A 20,977-nucleotide genomic window follows, 5' to 3' on the forward strand; every position below is an offset into this window, starting at 1 on the left:
CTGACCTAAATAGGGTTTTATCTTTCTGGGAATATATTTTTTTATGTAGTTTTAGAAAAAAGAGGGTATTTGAACTATGTATCTAGTATGTGGCGCCACGTTGTTAGATATAGAATACTTTATTCATATAAGAATCTTTCACTACATAAAGGAAATATCTAATTAGAATATACAAATAAGCTAAGTGATGTGTCATTTTGCATAGATAGGAGTTATGAAAAGAATTCATTGTATAACACATTATGCGGAGCTGCTATAGAATTAGTGAATAATTACTAGTAAGAGTATCAAGGAGGAGTAGAAAAAATTAGGAAAATTTGTTAGTATAATGAATAGAAATTATTGGAACTTAAAATATTATATATGCAGAGAACTATCTATTGGTGTAGTTGTGCATAGTGATAATTCAGTGATGATAGAGAGGTTTATATGCATGAAATTGTAGTAGGAGGATTATACCGTCATTTTAAAGGAATGCTATATTATGTTTCTAATATTGCTATTCATTCTGAAACGGGTGAACCCTTTGTAGTATATCAACAATTGTATGGGGAACGAAAAACCTATATACGTCCGTTAGTTATGTTTGCTAGTGAAGTGGATCATGAAAAATATCCAGAAGTAACTCAAAAAGAAAGGTTTAAACTGCTGTCTGGAAGAGATGAGAGATAACGATTAGGAGGTACTGTGGAACAAAAACTTTTCTTTTTTGACGTGGATAATACATTGGCTGTTTGGCCAGATTGCCATATTCCTGATAGCACTATATATGCATTGGCACAATTGCAACAAGCGGGGCATCGTGTGGCATTAGCTACAGGCCGTATTCAAAAGGATGCAGCTAGATTTGCGGCACGCTTGGGGCTGACAGATTTTGTGGCAGATGGGGGCTATAGTGTTACGATTGATAATACAATACATTGCATGCAAGGCTTACCCCATGATACATGTCTTAACTACTTGTCCATGTTGGAAGAAAAAAATGTGTACTGGGCGGTTACTGACAGTAATGAGTTGCGTCGCATTACGCCTTATAAGGAAATTTTGAAATGGCATCCTGAATGGGATGTATTTCACACTGTTGTTGATCCGTCATATGATTATCGACAATCAAAGCAGTTTTACAAAATTTATGTATTTTTTAAACCAGGAGAAGAAGAGGCTAAACAAATTACGCATATGACAGAAAAATTAATCCGTTATGGTGAAGGCTGCCTTTTGTTTGAACCTATGGATAAATCACGGGGCATTTATAAAATGCTTAATTATTTTGGTATGCGTGAGGATCAAGTCGTTGTGTTTGGTGATGGTTATAATGATTTATCTATGTTTAATTCGGCATGGACTAATATTGCCATGGGCAATGGTAGAGAACCGTTAAAAAAGGCCGCAGATTATGTAACGGCTTCTTGTGATGATGATGGTATTTTGAAAGCTTGCCAACATTTTGGATGGGTCGATACATAGATATTTGATGATATAGATAGTGATAATGTACAAGTGGTCCTTCGTGGCTACTAGTAAAGGATAATGATGAATAGTAAACAAATTTTATGTGTTATGATGTTAGTAATTATGGCCGTGATAAGTTCTGCTTGTAGTCTAAATACAACGCAGATGAGCGTTCAGTCAAAAGGCACTGTAGAAAGCACGGGCATGCCTAACTTTACACCAGAACCAATAGCAGATAGTTATGCTACATTTAATACAAACATGGGAACATTCAAAGTTCGCTTATATGGGTCCAAAGCACCAATTACGGTGAAAAATTTTGAATATTTAGTGAAGCAAGGCTTTTATAAGGGACTTACATTTCATCGTGTTATTGATGGATTTATGATTCAAGGTGGTGATCCGGCTGGCAATGGTACAGGCGGACCTGGCTATGAAATACCCGATGAGTTTTCTAATGATTTGCACTTTAACCAAATGGGTGTGTTAGCGATGGCTAATCGAGGCCCTAACACAGGGGGATCGCAATTTTTTATTACCTTAGCACCTACGGATTGGTTAGAGAATAAACATACTATTTTTGGTGTCGTTGTACAAGGTATGGACGTGGTTATTAACATTGGAAAAGTACCGACTAATGAGCAAAATAAACCGACAAAGCCAGTTATTATTAACTCTATTGTTTTAGAACCAATTTCAGAGACTAAAACAAGTAAGTAATAAGCAACATGAGTAGGTATGACCTGTAAGAATAATTATGTAATAGAGTACTGATATATACTTATATAGGAGTAACGTGAATTATACATATATAGTGGAATGTAGTGATCATACATATTATACAGGATGGACAACAAACTTAAAGCACCGCATGAAAGCACATAATGGTGTAATCGCAGGTGGTGCCAAATATACGAGAATACGTCGACCTGTGCAGCTTGTATGGTATGCAGTATTTTCTACAAAGCGTGAAGCACAAGCAAAAGAATATGCGATTAAACGACTTTCTCGTAAGGAGAAGGAAAAACTGATCGAAACGTTTACTGGTGATGATTTGTGATACAGTATAAATATGAGATGGTGTGGATAGGTTGGCAATCATGTATTCTGTTGATGGTGTGATAGAAAGTATAAAAGAAACTAAGATATAGAAGTCAAATCATCTATTATATGATATACTATAAAAGATTAAGTAAAAAAAGTAGGTTTCCATAGGTCAAGGGAGGAATCGGATGAAACAGGTGTTAGTGTCTGTTAAAAGTATTCAGCGAGACCGTGATGGCGAAGACACCGTTGTAGAACTAATTTCATCGGGTCGTTACTATGAGCGACAAGGTGTAAAATACATTATATATAATGAAAGTGAAGTTACGGGATTAGAGGGCGTTAAGACAACTATTAAAGTCTATCCTAATTCCGTTGTTTTATTGCGTACCGGTGATGTCAATATGCGTCATCAATATGTGCTCAATGAAAAGCATGAATCTGTATATCAAACACCATATGGACAACTTCATATGGCAGTATATACACATGAGTTTAATGTATCTATTCAAGATGGCATAGGAAGTGTTCACTTAGGATATGATATTTCAGTAGATGGAGAATGGCAATTTTATAATCAATTAACAATTACATTGCGGGAGGATACAGAAAATGGATATGAAAGAAATTCTAAAGGAAGGGATTAATACAGCCTTACAACAAGCAATTCAAAAAGGTCATTTACCAGAAGGTGTGTATCCAGAAGTAGTACTAGAAGTGCCACCGCAAAAAGAGTTTGGAGATTTTTCGTCGAATATTGCCATGCAGTCAGCACGTGTGGCCCGTAAAAATCCAAAAATGATTGCAGAAGCGATTATGGAAGAAATGAAGTTTGACTGGTTAGACCATACAGAAGTGGCTGGCGCAGGGTTTATTAACTTTTACTTGCAATCTGATGTAGTATATGACACATTAAAACATATATTAACTACAGGTAAGGAATATGGTAATCAACCGCTTCGTGAAACTGATACAATTCAAGTTGAATATGTAAGTGCAAACCCTACGGGACCATTGCATGTGGGACATGGCCGAGGTGCTGCCTACGGCAGTGCATTGGTAAATTTGTTGCGTGCTAGTGGATATCATGTGCAAGCAGAATATTACATCAATGACGCAGGCAATCAGATTAATAATTTAGCTAAATCAGTGGAAGCACGGTATCAAGAATTGTTGGGTAATAGCGTGGAATTTCCTGAAGATGGGTATCGTGGGGCAGATATTGTGGATACTGCTAAATCATTGTTAGCCACATATGGCAATCAATTAGCAGCCATGACGGTGGAAGAACGGCATGCATTTTTTAAAGAAGAAGCATATAAATTAAAATTAGATGCTTTAAAAGATACATTGGGAAAATTTAATGTTCATTTTGATAAGTGGTTTAGTGAACGCACATTGCATGATTCTGGAGATGTGATGGCAGCCATTAAAGAATTACAAGACAAAGGCGCTATTTATGAAAAAGAAGGTGCATTGTGGTTGAATTCTACTGCCTATGGTGACGACAAAGATCGTGTGGTTATTCGTGATAATGGGGTACCTACTTATTTGGCAGCGGATATAGCATACCATCGCAATAAATATCAACGAGGCTTTAAAGAAATGATAAATATTTGGGGGGCTGATCATCATGGGTATGTGGCTCGTGTGAAAGCGGCTATGTCCTCCTTTGGCTTTGATGCAAATCGACTAACCGTATTGTTGTTACAAATGGTGGCATTATTCCGTGATGGACAACTTGTTAAAATGTCGAAACGGACTGGTGAATCCGTTACACTCGATGAATTGATGGAAGAAGTAGGCGTTGATGCAGCGCGATACTTTTTCTTAATGCGTTCCTTAGATAGTCAATTAGATTTTGATATTAATTTAGCAACATCTCATAGTAATGATAATCCTGTGTACTATATACAATATGCCCATGCACGAATTCACAGTATTTATCGACAAGTTAGTGAAGCAGGCATTTTTTATGGCGATTGGAATCACACTGATTTTACCGTATTAACGGCGGAATCTGAATTAGAATTGATTAAAAAATTAGGCTCCTACGAAGAGGAAGTACAGGTGGCAGCTAAATTACGAGCACCACATCGAATTTCTCGTTATTTATATGATTTGGCGGGTATGTTCCACTCATTCTATCGCCAAGGCCGTATCATGGGTGTGGATAGCCAATTACAACAAGCACGCTTAGGATTGATTACGGCAATAGCTTTGGTGTTGGAGCATGGACTTAATATATTAGGCGTATCGGCACCAGAAAAAATGTAAATGGCACTTTCTACGACGTATCATAGGAATTCTAATGATTAATTGGTAATTAGAGATAACAAATTTAGAAAATTAGTATATAATAAAATGTATGAGATTTGATGTATGACAATGACATAGTATTATATTCACATAGTTTCAATTTTCGCTTTGGGAGGCATCATGGCAACTAAGTATATTTTTGTAACAGGTGGTGTTGTATCTTCTCTGGGAAAGGGAATTACAGCAGCTTCGTTAGGTCGTTTATTAAAGAATCGTGGTTATAAAGTAACAATTCAAAAATTTGATCCTTATATTAATATTGATCCTGGCACCATGAGTCCGTATCAACACGGTGAAGTCTTTGTTACTGACGATGGGGCAGAAACCGATTTGGATTTAGGCCACTATGAACGATTTATTGATATTAATTTAGGAAAGCGCTCTAATGTTACGGCAGGGAAAGTATACTGGTCTGTTATTAATAAAGAACGTCAAGGCGATTACTTAGGGAGTACGGTACAAGTTATTCCTCATATTACGAATGCGATTAAAGAAAATGTCTATAAAGTAGGAAAAGAAGAAAATGCCGATTTTGTGATTACTGAAATTGGCGGTACTGTAGGGGATATTGAAAGCTTGCCATTTATGGAAGCCATTCGTCAGGTAAAAAAAGATGTGGGCCGTAATGATGTATTATATATTCATGTTACGTTAGTACCATATATATCGGCAGCAGGAGAACTTAAAACCAAGCCTACACAACATAGTGTAAAAGAATTACGTAGCATTGGAATTCAGCCAGATATTATCGTATGCCGTGCAGAAAAACGATTAACGGAAGATATGAAAGAAAAGTTGGCTTTATTCTGCGATATTGATAAAGAAGCGGTTATTGAAAACATGACCTGTAACAGTATTTACGAAGTGCCATTAATGATGCGAGAAGAAGGACTAGATAGCATCGTAGTAAGAAAAATGGGATTAGAAGACGTACCAGCAGACATGACTGAATGGCAAGCTATGGTAGACAAAATATTGAATCCTACGCAAGAAATTCAGGTGGCCTTAGTGGGTAAATATGTAGCTCTACATGATGCGTATTTGTCCGTAGTAGAGGCATTAGGTCATGCAGGTATTGTGGCCGACACAAAAGTCAATATTAAATGGATTGACTCTGAAGAACTAGATAATGCATCACAAGATGAGTTAGCAGAAATTTATGCAGATTGTGATGGCATTGTAGTACCTGGTGGATTTGGTCATCGCGGTGTGGAAGGCAAAATACGTACGATTCAATATGCCCGTGAACACAAAGTACCATACTTAGGACTATGTTTAGGCATGCAATCGGCAGTTATGGAATTTGCGCGCAATGTATGTGGCTTAACTGGTGCGACATCTAGTGAATTTGATGAAAGTGCAAAGCACTGTGTAATAGACTTGATGCCAGATCAAGTGGACGTAGATAAAAAAGGTGGTACATTGCGATTAGGTTTATATCCTTGTAAAACCGTAGAAGGCACAAAAGTACGTGAAGTATATGGAGAAGATTTAATTTACGAACGTCATCGTCATCGCTATGAGTTTAATAATGAATATCGTCAACAATTGACTGAAGCGGGATTAATATTATCTGGTACATCTCCCGATAGTCGCTTAGTAGAATGTGTGGAAGTGAAAGATCACCCATTCTTTGTAGGCGTTCAATTTCATCCAGAATTAAAATCCAGACCAACTCATGCACATCCTTTATTTAAAGGGTTTGTAGATGCCATACTTGCTTTGAAATAATGTATTGTAAAGATAATAGGACTATTTTGATTCGTGAATAGTCCTATTTTTCATAGCTCTTTTATGGAGAAAACCATCGAATTACTACTGGTTAGATAGAAAAAGTAATTATTGACAATGTTTTTTATAGACCGTTATAATGATACAACAAGTAGTTTTTAGTTAGTAGTCATGTACTATAAAGTGAGAAAGCTGAGAACTGAATTATTGATGTATAATCTTGTGGAGGAAAGAAGTTAGCATGGCTATTGAAGTAGGCAATGTTCTAGAAGGAACAATAACAGGAATTACCAAATTTGGTGCCTTTGTAGATTTAGGAGAAAAACAAACAGGACTGATTCACATTTCTGAGGTTTCTAACGAATATGTAGAGAATATTAATGATTTTTTAAAAGTGACCGATCAAGTAAAAGTAAAAGTGTTAACGGTGGAAGGTAATAAAATCAGTTTATCCATTAAACAAACACAACCAAACACGGTTTCTGCTAAAGAAGAGGGAACGGCTAGAAACTTTGATAGTACTTCTACAAGAGGGTATGTAACGGATAAAGGCCTACGGCGAGATAGCTTTGATAAAAAACGAACAGCGAGTCGAAGCGGTCAATTGTCGTTTGAAGAAAAAATGAAACGCTTTTTGAAAGATAGTGATGAGCGTTTAACCGATATAAAACGTAATACCGAATCTAAACGAGGCGGTCGAGGTGGCCGTAGAGGTTAATAAACAAGAGGTGACAGTTAGATGTCATCTCTTTCTTGTTATAGGATGAGCAAATGAGTTATAGAGCTAGTAGATAGTAGAGAAACATAATAGATAATTCATGCATAAGGAATATGTTGAGTTAATTTAAATGTAAATGAAGCGTACTAATATGTATGACAATCGATTAAATTGTTAGGTGTAGGGTATGATGAATGTAAATGGTATAGGTAAAAAAGTCGCTATTGTTGATATGGGGTCTAATTCGATTCGTTTATTATTAGGTACATTACAAAAGGGTGTATGGCATAATGAACCAAAGCAGTTATGGACTACACGCTTAGGCGATAGACGTAGGGATGGTTCTTTGAAGAAAGAACGCATGGAGGCTAGCTTTGAAGCACTTTCAGAAATTTATACGCTAGCGCAAATGTATGGAGCTAGTGATATATATGGATTTGCCACTAGTGCTGTGCGAGAGTCGACGAATGGAAAGACATTTTTGACAATTGCGAAGAGTTATTGTCCGATGCATACGCGTATATTGACGGGAGAGGAAGAAGCGTACTATGGATTTCAAGGCGCTTTGCAAACCTATTTGCCGGATGGAAAGCAACATGCCCTTATAGATGTAGGTGGTGGTAGCACTGAAGTGGCCTTAGGATCGATACAGGGCGTTGCGTGGAGCACATCATATTTGGCTGGTGCAGTACGATTACAATCGGTTTCTGAAGAAGGACCGCAAGCGGTGTGGGAAGTAACACAAAGTATGTGGCTATCTATGCCGATGAAAGAACCGTTTGGCGTGGTTGTTGCTATTGGTGGTACTGCTACCACATTAGGGGCTATTGATGTAGGAATGGATGTCTATGATCCTTTACGTATTCAGGGACATATGATGAGTCGAGAAACGATAGAAGGCCTTGTCATGAGACTTAGATATATGTCTATGGAAGAAAGAAGACAAGTGGTAGGATTACCAGAAGGCAGAGCAGATATTATTGTGAGCGGCGGAGAGATTATTACATCATTTTTAGATTTTTACGGCATTTCAGCAATATATATTAGTGATACAGATGGTATGGAAGGCATACAAGCATCTTTGTATGAGTTATGATGAATGTATAGTGTGTCGTGCATAAAGTGATACTTTCATCGTGAACTGTCATATCCGATAGACGTGATGTATCAAGAAAAGCGTATGTACATAACATAGATACGATACTGATAGTAGCCAACGCGTGTATGAGAGTATATCGTTGCTATAGTCTGTTCTTCTATAAGGATTTGATAGATGTGATGGGCGTAGTAGATGATTAGAGAAAGTGGGGTTTTGTATATATGGTTCAGCTTTGCGTGGAAACAATTCGTCATACTTGTGAAAGAGAGCATTTATTCGATCAAGTGTCACGTATATTAGTGGCCTGTTCTGGAGGACCAGACTCAATGGGGCTCTTATATATACTACAAGAACTATATCCACAGTGTCATATAGGCGTTGTGACTCTAGATCATCAGTTGCGCTTAGAAAGTGGCGAGGAACTCTCCTTGGTAGAAAGAATAGCACAGAAAGAAGGCTGGGACTTTTATGGACAGTCCGTAGACATTACGTCGTTGGCAGAAAAAAAGGGACTTTCCATCGAAGAAATGGGACGCATTATGCGCTATAAAATCTTTCAAGACATTGCTACTCTTCATGAGTATGACTGTATTGCCGTTGCTCATCATAAGCGCGATCAAGCGGAAACGATACTGGCGCATATGATACGTGGTTGCGGACTCAATGGCTTGCAAGGTATGAAATATCGCACCGATTCAGTGAGTGGAATCCCCATCATACGACCGTTGTTAGATGTGACAAAAGAAGAACTGGTGGAATATGTAGAAGCGCATCATATTCCCTATGTAATCGATCACTCTAACTTTGATACGCAGTATACGCGTAATCGCATACGTTGGGACGTGCTCCCCCCTATGGAAACGATAAACCCAAAGGCGGTGGATGCCATACTTCGATTAGGTCACTTGGCACAACAGGCCTATATGTATATCGATAAAAGAGCGCAAGAAGCGTTAGAAGCATGTGTATTGCTATCGGATCAAGAAAAAAATGATAGACATAGGAATAGTACTACTACGGATAGCGATGCCTTACCCTTCCATGAGAAACGAGCGATAGGGCAGCAGCAACATGATGCGTATCCGCTAGAAAGTTGTTCCTACATTAGTTTATCAAAAACTGGTATGCGTCAGTTGGATAGAGCGATGTTGCCCTATGTGTGGCGGCGAGCGTTTTCCATGATTAAAACGGCCTCTATCGATGGAGAGCTGGTGGCTCGTCGTTTGGAAGAAGTGCATGAAAAGCAACTATGTACGTTACTAGGTAGTAAAGAAGTAAAAGTTTTTGCTATAGGACAGATGAAAGTTGTAGCGCAATATGATAAAATAGTAATCGGTGTTGCCTCTGTTGTTGATGAGGTTTTCAAGTCTAGCGTGCAGCAACTAGTGACCATTGAGAAGGTGTGTATACAAGATACTGCGCCTAGCATGTTAGATAATAATCAATTTTGTATACCTTATGAGTGGGTAACGGATGCGATTACAATACGGCATCGTGCACCAGGTGATCGTATTATTTTATTAAATGGACAGGGACAACGAATTGGTAGTAAAAAATTAAAGTCCTATTTAATTGATAGAAAAATACCGACCTCAAAGAGGGATGTGTTATATTTTATAGCGATTGGACATCAATTGGTATTGCCTTATAGAAACAATTGTGCACTACGCGTAGTTGATAGCACTGCGAGCGCATACTATGTAGGAACCATTAAGGAGACGGATCATAATGTTACATAACGATGTGAAAAAAGTACTATTATCAGAAGAAGAAATAAAAAAACGGGTACAAGAATTAGGGGAGGCGATTTCTCAAGACTATAAAGGAGAAGAACTTGTACTTGTCTGTGTCCTTAAAGGGGCCGTTGTATTTTATACGGATTTAATTCGCGCCATTGGTAATGATGTAGATGTATTGCTAGACTTTATTTCTTGTTCTAGCTATGGTAATGGCACTGTTAGTAGTGGAGAAGTACGGATTATGAAAGATTTAGATCGATCCGTTGAAGGCAAACATGTGTTAGTAGTAGAGGATATTGTGGATACAGGCACTACATTGCATTATCTATTAGATAACTTGAAAGCTCGTCAAGCTAAGTCTGTAAAATTAGCAACCTTATTAAATAAACCAGAACGGCGTAAAGTGGAAGTACATGTAGACTACAATGGATTTACTGTGCCAGATTATTTCGTGATTGGCTATGGTTTAGATTATGCAGAACGCTATCGTCAGTTGCCGTATATTGGTATTTTGAAAGAAGAAATATATCAATAAGTACTATCTACCAGCATAGCTTTTACTAGAGTGAACACTACTATCTTGATTGTCTAGTTCTATCAAATGTGATACAATAGCAAAAGGTATATCTGCATAATTTATGAGATAGATAGTAAAATGATATAACAAGTATAATAATGAAAGGAGTCATACATTGGGCCGATTTACAAAAAATGTCCTTTTGTATTTACTGATTATTGTAGCAGCGGTAGCAGCTATAGACATGTTTGCTAGCTCTACTTCTAATAAACCAGAGATTAGTTATTCTGGTTTTATGCAACAAGTAAAAACAAAGAATGTAGAAAGTGTTTCCATTACAGATAATCACTCGATTATTGGTAAATTAAAAAATAATGGTACGGAATTTACAACTTATGCACCGACAGATGCTACGTTGATTCAACAATTAACAGAAAATGGCGTAGAAATTACAGCAAAACCACCGGAACAACCATCTATATGGATGAGTTTATTAACATCCATTTTGCCAATCGTGTTGTTAGTAGCTGTTTGGTTTTTTATCATGCAACAGACGCAAGGTGGCGGTGGCCGTATTATGAATTTTGGTAAAAGTAAAGCCAAAATGATGGAAGGTAATACGAATGTTACGTTCAAAGATGTGGCCGGTGCTGATGAGGCAAAACAGGAATTACAAGAAGTTGTTGATTTCTTGCGTAATCCAGCAAAGTTTAATGCCATCGGAGCCAAGATTCCTAAAGGGGTGTTACTATTTGGCCCTCCAGGGACTGGTAAAACCTTATTGGCTAAAGCAGTAGCTGGTGAAGCGGGCGTTCCTTTCTTTAGCATTTCTGGATCTGATTTTGTGGAAATGTTTGTCGGCGTTGGAGCTTCTCGTGTGCGTGACTTGTTCATGCAAGCTAAAAAAAATGCACCTTGCATCATCTTTATTGATGAAATTGATGCAGTTGGTCGTCAACGTGGCGCCGGGTTAGGTGGCGGTCATGATGAACGAGAACAAACATTGAATCAATTATTGGTAGAAATGGATGGGTTTGGTGCGAATGAAGGTATTATTACTGTAGCAGCTACTAACCGTCCTGATATTTTAGATCCTGCATTATTGCGCCCGGGTCGATTCGATCGCCAAATTACTGTAGGTCGTCCCGACTTGCGTGGTCGTGAAGCCATTTTACATGTACACGCTAAAAATAAACCATTAGCCGATGATATTGATTTGAAAGTGATTGCTCGTAAGACACCTGGATTTACAGGAGCTGATTTGAGTAACTTGCTAAATGAAGCAGCTTTATTAGCAGCTCGTCACAATAAAAAAATTATTTCTATGGATGAGTTGGAAGAAGCTAGTGAAAAAGTTATGATGGGCCCTGAAAAGCGCAGTCATATTGTGAATGAAAAAGAACGTCGATTAACAGCGTATCATGAATCAGGACATGCCATTGTGGCTCATTTATTACCAGAGGCAGATCCAGTCCATAAAGTAACGATTATTCCACGCGGTGGTGCCGGTGGTTATACATTAATGTTGCCAGAGGAAGAAGTAAACTTTAAAACGCGTTCTCAATATTTGGCGGATATTCGTGTAGCTTTGGGGGGACGTTGTGCAGAAGCCCTTATTTTACATGAAATTAGTAGTGGCGCTTCTAATGATTTACAACAGGTGACCAACATTGCTCGGACAATGATTACTCGTTTGGGTATGAGTGATGAATTAGGACCAATGGTATTTGGTGAACATCAAGAGCAAGTATTCTTGGGACGTAATTTAGGCCATGAACGAAATTATGGTGAAGCAGTGGCGGAAAAAATTGATAAAGAAATGCATGCTATGGTAGCTGATGCCTATAATGATGTAATGGAATTATTAGCGAATAATATTGACTTCTTACATAATATGGCGCATGCTTTATTAGAAGAAGAAACGATTGATCATACACAGGTGGAAAATTTGTATAAGTATGGTACTGTTACATCGCCAGAGGTAGATGAATCGAAAGATGCTAAACATGCATTAGAAGAAGCGGGCATAGTAGTGCCTAAAGAAATTATTACACCTGGTGTATTAAAAGACACTACATCAGAGGTAGATAAATCATAAGCATGAGTCATTGGGCTATGAATATAAATTATTGTTCTTAAAAAGACTATCTCTATATGATACTATCATATAGAGATAGTCTTTTTTATATGTGCCATTCATAGAATGTCAATTAGATGTAGAACGTATCACTATAAATGACATAATCTACTTGTGTAGATTTAATGGATTGTATTACTAGTAGTCAATGTTATTGACAGTGATGGGACGTAAGCAATGATATAAATATAGATATAGGCAAGTGTACTAGATAGTCTGTAGGCCTATTAAGGCGTGTGTTACGATTCATTTCACATATCTATACATAGATATGTGAAACATTGTAAGGAGGTTACTATTCTAGATAGTCGTTATAGGGGAAAGGTTTATTTTTCTATTGCGCATAGATATATATTTGGGGCGATTTCTAATAGTGGTGATAACTGGTAAGGCATAGGACAGGATACAATTTATATAATTTCCTATGAATAGGAGTCTATCATTCCATAAAAACTTGATTTACATTTCTATTTTATTGTAGAATCGTATTGTAAACTTAAGTTGACAAAAAGGAGGGGTATTATGAGAGACATGGTTTTAGATCTATTAAGAGCTAAGAATGGAGAATTTGTATCTGGACAAGATATGTCGAACACGTGTCATGTATCTAGAACAGCAATTTGGAAACATATTAAAGCATTACGCGATAAGGGGTATGTAATTGAGTCTTTTACTAAAAAAGGATATCGTCTTATAGAAGAACCAGATCTACTAAGACCTAGCGATGTACAAAAAGATTTACATACAAAGTACTTTGGTCAACATTATATATACATGGATAGTACTGATTCATCGAATCGTGAAGCTAAATTATTGGCACAAGAAGGTGCACCAGAGGGGACAATTGTGGTGGCGGAAACGCAATCAGCAGGGAGAGGTCGCTTGACACGAGGTTGGTTTTCTCCTTATGGCAAAGGTATATGGATGAGTTTAATTTTGCGCCCTAAATTTTCACCCATAGAAGCGCCTAAATGTACGTTAATGGCTGCAGTAGCGTTAACAAAAGCTTTTCATGCATTAGGACTAGAAGCAGCTGGTATAAAATGGCCTAATGACATTTTAGTGAAAGGAAAAAAAATAGTTGGCATTTTAACAGAAATGAGTGGCACTATGGAAGAAATTTCCTATATCATTATGGGCATGGGGATTAATATTAGTGTGGAAAAAAGTGAACTGCCTGAAGATATTAAGGATATTGCTACGTCATTTGCGATGGAAGGTGTAACGGTTGATCGCAAGGTTGCGTTACAAACTATTTTACAAGAACTAGAAAATCAGTATAATAAAGTGGTTAGTGGTGGATTTGATACGACTCTTGAAGAGTGGAAACAGTTAAGTGTTACATTGCATCAAGATGTAGAAGTTAGAGCCCCAGGTAATACCTATGTAGGTCATGCTATCGATATCGACCGAGATGGTAATTTAATAGTTCGCTTGCCAAATGGCAAAACAGAACGTATTATAGCAGGTGATGTATCTATACGACCAGCTATGAAATAGGAGGATTATAATGTTATTAGTAATAGACGTGGGAAATACCAATATTGTATTGGGTGTGTATGATCATGAACATTTAGTAGGACATTGGCGAATTTCCACGGATCGAGTTCGTACGACAGATGAGTACGGTGTTATTATTATGAATTTATTCTTTCATGATAGAAAGGTAAATGTTAGCGATATTACATCGATTATTATTTCGTCGGTTGTACCCCCATTGATGCCAACCTTGGAGCATGTGTGCTTACGCTATTTTAACGTAAAACCATTAATTGTAGGGCCTGGCACCAAAACAGGCATGGCTATTAAGTATGATAATCCTCGCGAAGTAGGAGCTGATCGTATCGTTAATGCGGTGGCCGCTTTTGAAAAATATGGCGGTCCTAGTATCATTATCGATTTTGGTACGGCGACTACCTATTGTGCCGTTTTAGAGAATGGGGACTATATGGGTGGCGTCATTGCACCAGGTGTTAATATCTCAGCAGAAGCACTATTCCAACGGGCTGCTAAATTGCCGCGCATCGAAGTCCGTGATCCAGGTAGAGTCATTTGTCGTAATACTGTTTCCTCTATGCAATCAGGCATGTTTTATGGGTATGTGGGACAAGTAGAAGGATTGGTTAATCGTATGAAAAAAGAATTACCAGAAGGTGTGACCGTTATTGCCACTGGTGGATTGGCTAATTTAATTGGCAGTGCTACAGATTGCATCGATTATGTAGAACCTATGTTAACACTAGAAGGATTACGGTTAATCTATGAAAAAAATCAATAAAAAACGTTGGTATATTGGGAGTGTGGAAATTCAAGGACAGGCTATTTTAGCACCTATGGCAGGTGTTAGTGACATAGCCTATCGGTTACTAGCCAAAGAACATGGAGCGGCCCTTGTGTGCACAGAAATGGTTAGTGCCATGGGGCTTAAATATAACAATGACCATACGCATGAATTGCTACGGATGGAAGATGGGGAACATCCTGTATCGATGCAAATATTTGGCTCTGACCCTAGTGCGATTGCATTGGCAGCCCAAGCGGTTGAAAGAGCAGGGGCTGATATTGTAGATATTAATATGGGATGCCCCGTAAAAAAAATCGTGTCTTCCGGTGATGGATCTGCATTGATGAAAACACCAACCCTTGCGTGGCAAGTGGCTAAGGCCGCTGTTAAGGCTGTATCCATACCCGTTACGGTAAAAATGAGAATAGGATGGGATGAAGATCATAAAAATGTAGTTGACTTGGCTAAAGGTATGGCTGATGTGGGAGTCGCGGCTCTTGCTATTCATGGACGAACCAGGGAACAAATGTATAGTGGTAGTGCTGATTGGTCTTTTAGCAAGCGGGTTAAAGAAGAAGTGGATATACCGGTGATTGCCAATGGTGATATAGTTGATGCTAAAAGGGCACTTGATGTGCTGACATATACTGGGTGTGATGCGGTCATGATAGGACGCGGTGCGCAAGGTAATCCGTGGATTTTTGATCAAGTAAATCAGTATGTAGCAGATGGCACATTACTAGCAGAACCAACAGGCGTGGAAAAATTAGACATGTTGTTGCGGCACTTTCATCTATTATGTAACTATAAAGGCGACATGCTAGCCGTTCGTGAAATTAGAACGCATGCAGGATGGTATATTAAAGGCTTACCAGAAGCAGCCAGGTGGCGTAATTTGATTAATACGGTAACGACAGTGTCACAGTTTGTAGAAACGATTCATCAATATAGAAGTTTATTAGGTTAAATTGATGAGCTGTAGTATAATAGACTACAAATGGTTGACTACGCTAGATGTATTACATATGTGCTTATGGATTAGCATTGACAATAAAATTGTATCTAGCTATAATAATATAGATTAATTATATATTTATTATATGATTGTAAAGGTGTCATCATTGTGACACTTTTTCCTTTTATAGACTTTAGGAAAGTGGGATTGTAAGAATGGCTGATGTAAAAGAAACCTTATTAACAGCTGAAGGGCTAAAAAAATTAGAAGAGGAATTGGCTTATTATAAATCTGTGCGTCGTATTGAAGTGGCAGAACGTATTAAAATTGCCATTGAATATGGGGATATTAGTGAAAATTCTGAATACGATGATGCGAAAAATGAACAAGCGTTTATTGAAGGTCATATTTTTGAATTAGAAAATAAAATAAATACAGCAAAAATCATCGACGAAAGTGCAAAAGGTGATGTGGTAACTGTAGGTAGTAAAGTTAAATTATTAGACACATCGTATGATGATGAACTTGAATATGTAATTGTAGGATCCTCTGAAGCAGATCCATTTAATAATCGCATTTCTAATGAATCTCCTGTAGGCAGTGCCATTTTAGGTAAACGCAAAGGTGATAATGTAGAAGTCATTACTCCGGACGGCCCTGTTACTTTTAAAGTGTTGGCGATTAATTAAGTAATGTATCATAGTGGCGAGTAGTACAGTGTACGTACAAGGAGGTAACAAATGAGCGAGGAAAAACAAATTCCACAGACGGAATTAGAAAATTTGAATGATCAAATGATAGTGCGTCGTGATAAATTAGCTCAATATGAAGCAGATGGGGTATATCCATTTGGACAACGATTTGTAGCGAAACAGCATGCACAAGAAATTAAAGATGATTTTATTAATTTTGAAGATCAACCTGTGACCATGGCGGGCCGATTGATGACGATTCGATCACATGGAAAAACAGCGTTTGCTAATATTCGTGATTTATCTGGCGATATACAAATATATTTTCGTAAAGATGTATTAGGCGACGATAACTATAAACATGTTAAAATACTTGATATTGGTGATATCATTGGCATTGAAGGCCATGTTTTTAGAACGCATACAGGTGAAGTAACTGTTAAAGTATCGAAATTAACACTGTTATCGAAAGCGCTACGTCCATTGCCAGAAAAATGGCATGGTTTAAAAGATACAGAATTACGATACAGACAACGGTATGTGGACTTAATTGTCAATCCAGAAGTGCGTGATACGTTTGTAAAACGAACACAAATCGTTGCGAAAGTGCGCGAATACTTAAATGGACAACAGTTTATGGAAGTGGAAACACCAATGATGCATGCTGTTCCTGGTGGCGCGGCAGCACGTCCATTTATTACACATCATAATGCATTAGACATTGATATTTATATGCGCATCTCACCAGAATTATACTTAAAACGATTAATTGTTGGCGGGTTAGAACGTGTGTATGAAATTAACCGCTCATTTCGTAATGAAGGTATTGATAATCGTCATAATCCTGAGTTTACTATGATGGAATCATACCAAGCGTATGGCAATTATGAAGATGCGATTCGTTTGACTGAAAATATTGTAGCCTATTGTGCTAAAGAAGTATTAGGCACTACTAAGATTAACTATCAAGGTACTGAAATTGATTTAACCCCACCATGGAATCGAATTACTATGGCAGAAGGTGTGAAAAAATATGCTGGCGAAGATTTTGATGCAGTGGAAACGGTAGAAGAGGCTAGAGCTATTGCTGACCGTTTGCATGTTGCTTATGGACCTAATGATGGCATTGGTAAAATTATGAATCTTTGCTTTGAAGAATATGTAGAGGAAAACTTAATTCAACCAACCTTTGTATATGGTCATCCAAAGGAAATTTCTCCGTTAGCGAAATTGAATCGTGAAAAACCGCTAACAACAGAACGATTTGAAGCATTTATTTATGGTCGTGAATTGGCCAATGGTTTTTCTGAATTGAATGATCCAATCGATCAAAAAGAACGATTTGAAGCACAATTAAAAGAACGCGAAGCTGGTGATGATGAAGCGCATCGTATGGATGAAGACTATGTAGCAGCGTTGGAATATGGGTTACCTCCAACAGCTGGATTGGGTATTGGTATAGATCGTCTAGTTATGTTCTTAACTGATTCCGCTTCTATTCGCGATGTATTGTTATTCCCATTAATGAAACCAGAAGTGGCAGACCCAACTGAATAAATGTTTATTGCTTCGTATAGTAATAGTTATTGCTCTTTTAAGCTACTATAGGTATAGCGTATCTATGTGTCTTAGACAAGAGGTAATGATAGAAGCGTAGATGAAGATAGTGTAGTGTAGTCCTTATTATAAGGGCTACACTTTTTATATAGTTATGAATGTGAAAATAGGTACAAGTATCGGATCATACTAACATGTGAGTTATAATTATTTTTATAAACTTATGTATATGGAGAAAAGTTAAAAATTAACAGTAATCTGATAGCATCGGGTGGATAGTTGATAATTACTTGTGCCACTGGTGCGTATGTAGTTGATTGAAGATTGTATAGAGTAGGAGACCGTAGCGTGAAACCATTAAAAATTGCGTATTCAAAAATAGGAGCAACTTTATTTTCTCCATTAATTGAAAGAGAGTGTGTGCCCTTAGAGATAACCGACTTTTCTGACGTGGCAGCGATTGTCATGACAGATCAGGATATCACTCAGTTTGAAAGGATACATGCGTTAGACATTCCTGTTTTTTTAATACGCACATCCTCTCAAAGAACACAATCGCATCCATTGCGACATAGAGCACATATCATTGATACTGATATGGCACAAAGAGAGTTATATATGAAAGACATTGCTAGAGCCGCTACAGAGTATGAGAAGAAATTATTACCTCCTTTTTTTGGAGCATTAATGGAGTATGTAGAGTCACAACCAGTGCAATTTGACTGTCCAGGACATCAAGGTGGATGCTTTTATACGCGCCATCCTGCAGGAAAAGCGTTTGTTGATTTTTATGGAGAGACTATATTTCGCAGTGATCTATGTAATGCAGACGTAGCATTAGGTGATTTACTTATTCATGAGGGACCAGCTTGCCGAGCGCAACAAGAAGCGGCTCGTGTATTTAATGCAGATAAAACTTACTTTGTCCTCAATGGCACATCGGCGGCGAATAAGATGGTGCTCAATGCTGTCTTAACACCGGGAGATATTGTTTTATATGATCGAAACAATCATAAATCAATTAGTCATGGAGCCCTTATACAGGCTGGGGCGACACCAGTATATTTGGAAACGGCTAGGAACCCATTTGGTTCCATAGGGGGAATTTTAGAACATTGCTTTGATGAAACATACATCAGAAATGTAATAGGAAAGAGGGACCCTATTAAAGCCCAAGAAAAAAGACCAGTACGGTTGGCAGTCATTCAATTAGGTACGTATGATGGTTGTATCTATAATGCACGGCAAGTGATTGATGCCATTGGTCACTTATGTGATTATATTTTATTTGATTCTGCTTGGGTGGGGTATGAACAATTTATCCCTATGTTGAAAGAGTGCAGCCCATTGTTGTTAGAATTGGGCCCTGAGGATCCAGGCATTTTAGTAACCCAATCTGTTCATAAGCAGCAAGCTGGATTTTCACAGGCGTCACAAGTGCATAAAAAAGATGCCCATATAAAAGGACAAGCACGATATATTAATCATAAACGATTTAATAATGCGTTTATGATGCATGCGTCTACATCTCCTTTTTATCCGCTTTTTGCATCATTAGATGTGAATGCTAAGATACATGATGGTGAAATGGGACGACAATTATGGAAAGAATGCGTAGAACGTTCTATTGATGCACGCAAGGCAGTTCTCTCACAGTGCCATTATATACGCCCGTTGATTCCCCCAATGGTCCATGGTGAGCCGTGGCAAAATGGCACTACTCGTACTATGGCTGAGGATATTTCTTATTTTTCACTTACTCCAGAGGCTAAGTGGCATTCTTTTAAAGGATATGGTAGCGGCCAATATTGTATGGATCCATGCAAATTACAGCTCATTACACCGGGCATTAATGTGGCTACAGGTGACTATGAAAGCTTTGGCATACCAGCCACGATTTTAGCAAATTATCTTCGAGAACACGGGGTTATTCCAGAAAAATGTGATCTTAATACGATTTTATTTTTGATGACGCCTGCTGAAAGTGCGGATAAAATGGATCGATTATTGGCCGCTTTGGTACAGTTTGAGACAATGATTGACCAAGATGTACCCATGAAAGAGGTATTGCCATCACTGTATGAGGCCTATCACTATAGGTATCGAGACTATACAATTCGCCAATTGTGTCAGGAAATGCATGATTTTTATAAAAATCGTGGCATGAGTAGTTTACAAAAAAGATTATTCTTATATGACTATTTACCAGAGTACGTGACTACACCACAAGTGGCGAACATTGCCTTTGTACGTGGAGAAGGAGAGTTAGTGCCCCTAGCTAACATAACGAATCGCATTGCCTTAGAAGGCGCTTTACCATATCCGCCAGGTGTTATTTGCGTACAACCTGGCGAACGATGGTCTGAAACAGCTAGAGACTATTTTCTCGTGTTAGAAGCAGGTCTTAATCAATTCCCAGGATTTGCACCCGAAATGCAAGGTGTATATATAAGACGTACGGTAGAGGGAACTAGAGAGATTGAGGCATATGTATGGAAGAAAGAATCGGCTCCTTTCTTAGATAGATAGTATTAGTGATAGCATGTGTAGTAGACACATTTGAGGGCTCCTATACAGACGTAGTGCAGATGGTAAGATATGAGCTCTCTTTGGACAGGCAACCTACTTATTTAGTACAATATATAGATAGAAAGATAATTACTAGCACGAAGGTAAGGGACTATCCTATAAATAGTATATAGATGATTGATTTAGAGTTCTTAGTTTGCAGTA

Annotated in this window: 18 protein-coding genes; all 18 read left to right on the plus strand. The window is 37.9% G+C overall.

From position 1 onward, the window contains the following. Positions 1-429: 429 nt before the first annotated feature. The 18 genes from P6940_RS04795 (at position 430) to speC (ending at position 20,773) form a co-directional block, all read left to right on the plus strand. Positions 430-672, plus strand: a complete 243-nt coding sequence (locus tag P6940_RS04795) for a DUF1653 domain-containing protein (RefSeq protein WP_028258124.1) — start codon at positions 430-432, stop codon at positions 670-672. A gap of 15 nt (positions 673-687) precedes the next feature. Continuing rightward, the gene (locus tag P6940_RS04800; RefSeq protein WP_277293366.1) at positions 688-1,467 is read left to right on the plus strand and encodes an HAD family hydrolase; all 780 of its coding nucleotides are present in this window, start codon (positions 688-690) and stop codon (positions 1,465-1,467) included. A 150-nt stretch (positions 1,468-1,617) separates the two neighbouring features. Then, positions 1,618-2,172 (plus strand): peptidylprolyl isomerase, encoded by a 555-nt coding sequence (locus P6940_RS04805; protein ID WP_423839113.1) that lies wholly within the window; start codon positions 1,618-1,620, stop codon positions 2,170-2,172. 76 nt (positions 2,173-2,248) lie between these two features. After that, positions 2,249-2,512 carry a GIY-YIG nuclease family protein gene (locus P6940_RS04810; RefSeq protein WP_277287909.1) on the plus strand — a complete coding sequence of 88 codons (264 nt, stop codon included), beginning with the start codon at positions 2,249-2,251 and terminating at the stop codon, positions 2,510-2,512. Positions 2,513-2,684: 172 nt separating this feature from the next. After that, the gene (locus tag P6940_RS04815; protein ID WP_028258128.1) at positions 2,685-3,143 is read left to right on the plus strand and encodes a DUF1934 domain-containing protein; all 459 of its coding nucleotides are present in this window, start codon (positions 2,685-2,687) and stop codon (positions 3,141-3,143) included. Next, positions 3,109-4,773, plus strand: a complete 1,665-nt coding sequence (gene argS / locus P6940_RS04820) for an arginine--tRNA ligase (protein ID WP_277293368.1) — start codon at positions 3,109-3,111, stop codon at positions 4,771-4,773. The genes P6940_RS04815 and argS overlap by 35 nt, the downstream gene beginning before the upstream one ends. 162 nt (positions 4,774-4,935) lie before the next feature. Next, a complete protein-coding gene (locus tag P6940_RS04825) occupies positions 4,936-6,546 on the plus strand; it encodes a CTP synthase (protein WP_277293369.1) in 1,611 nt (536 codons plus the stop codon). Positions 6,547-6,787: 241 nt separating this feature from the next. Then, the gene (locus P6940_RS04830) at positions 6,788-7,264 is read left to right on the plus strand and encodes a S1 RNA-binding domain-containing protein (protein ID WP_277293370.1); all 477 of its coding nucleotides are present in this window, start codon (positions 6,788-6,790) and stop codon (positions 7,262-7,264) included. 187 nt (positions 7,265-7,451) lie between these two features. Further along, a complete protein-coding gene (locus tag P6940_RS04835; protein ID WP_277293371.1) occupies positions 7,452-8,360 on the plus strand; it encodes a phosphatase in 909 nt (302 codons plus the stop codon). 224 nt (positions 8,361-8,584) lie between these two features. Beyond that, positions 8,585-10,102 carry a tRNA lysidine(34) synthetase TilS gene (tilS, locus tag P6940_RS04840; protein WP_277293372.1) on the plus strand — a complete coding sequence of 506 codons (1,518 nt, stop codon included), beginning with the start codon at positions 8,585-8,587 and terminating at the stop codon, positions 10,100-10,102. Then, positions 10,092-10,637, plus strand: a complete 546-nt coding sequence (gene hpt, locus P6940_RS04845; protein ID WP_277293373.1) for a hypoxanthine phosphoribosyltransferase — start codon at positions 10,092-10,094, stop codon at positions 10,635-10,637. Before tilS ends, hpt begins: the two co-directional genes overlap by 11 nt. A 157-nt stretch (positions 10,638-10,794) precedes the next feature. Next, positions 10,795-12,717, plus strand: a complete 1,923-nt coding sequence (gene ftsH / locus P6940_RS04850) for an ATP-dependent zinc metalloprotease FtsH (protein ID WP_277293374.1) — start codon at positions 10,795-10,797, stop codon at positions 12,715-12,717. 561 nt (positions 12,718-13,278) lie between these two features. Beyond that, complete coding sequence (locus P6940_RS04855; RefSeq protein ID WP_028258135.1) at positions 13,279-14,256, plus strand: biotin--[acetyl-CoA-carboxylase] ligase; 978 nt, start codon at positions 13,279-13,281, stop codon at positions 14,254-14,256. Between the two features lie 10 nt (positions 14,257-14,266). Beyond that, positions 14,267-15,034: a type III pantothenate kinase gene (locus P6940_RS04860; RefSeq protein ID WP_028258136.1), complete on the plus strand. Its 768-nt coding sequence runs from the start codon at positions 14,267-14,269 to the stop codon at positions 15,032-15,034. Further along, positions 15,018-16,007, plus strand: a complete 990-nt coding sequence (gene dusB, locus P6940_RS04865; protein WP_038152677.1) for a tRNA dihydrouridine synthase DusB — start codon at positions 15,018-15,020, stop codon at positions 16,005-16,007. The genes P6940_RS04860 and dusB overlap by 17 nt, the downstream gene beginning before the upstream one ends. Positions 16,008-16,210: 203 nt before the next feature. Then, positions 16,211-16,684, plus strand: coding sequence for a transcription elongation factor GreA (gene greA, locus P6940_RS04870; protein ID WP_028258138.1), 474 nt, complete (start codon positions 16,211-16,213; stop codon positions 16,682-16,684). Between the two features lie 51 nt (positions 16,685-16,735). Then, the gene (gene lysS, locus P6940_RS04875) at positions 16,736-18,244 is read left to right on the plus strand and encodes a lysine--tRNA ligase (RefSeq protein WP_277288549.1); all 1,509 of its coding nucleotides are present in this window, start codon (positions 16,736-16,738) and stop codon (positions 18,242-18,244) included. Positions 18,245-18,592: 348 nt separating this feature from the next. Further along, complete coding sequence (speC, locus tag P6940_RS04880) at positions 18,593-20,773, plus strand: ornithine decarboxylase (RefSeq protein ID WP_277293375.1); 2,181 nt, start codon at positions 18,593-18,595, stop codon at positions 20,771-20,773. Positions 20,774-20,977: the final 204 nt, after the last annotated feature.

This window comes from Veillonella montpellierensis (assembly GCF_947090115.1).
GTDB classification, from domain to species: Bacteria; Bacillota; Negativicutes; order Veillonellales; family Veillonellaceae; genus Veillonella; species Veillonella montpellierensis.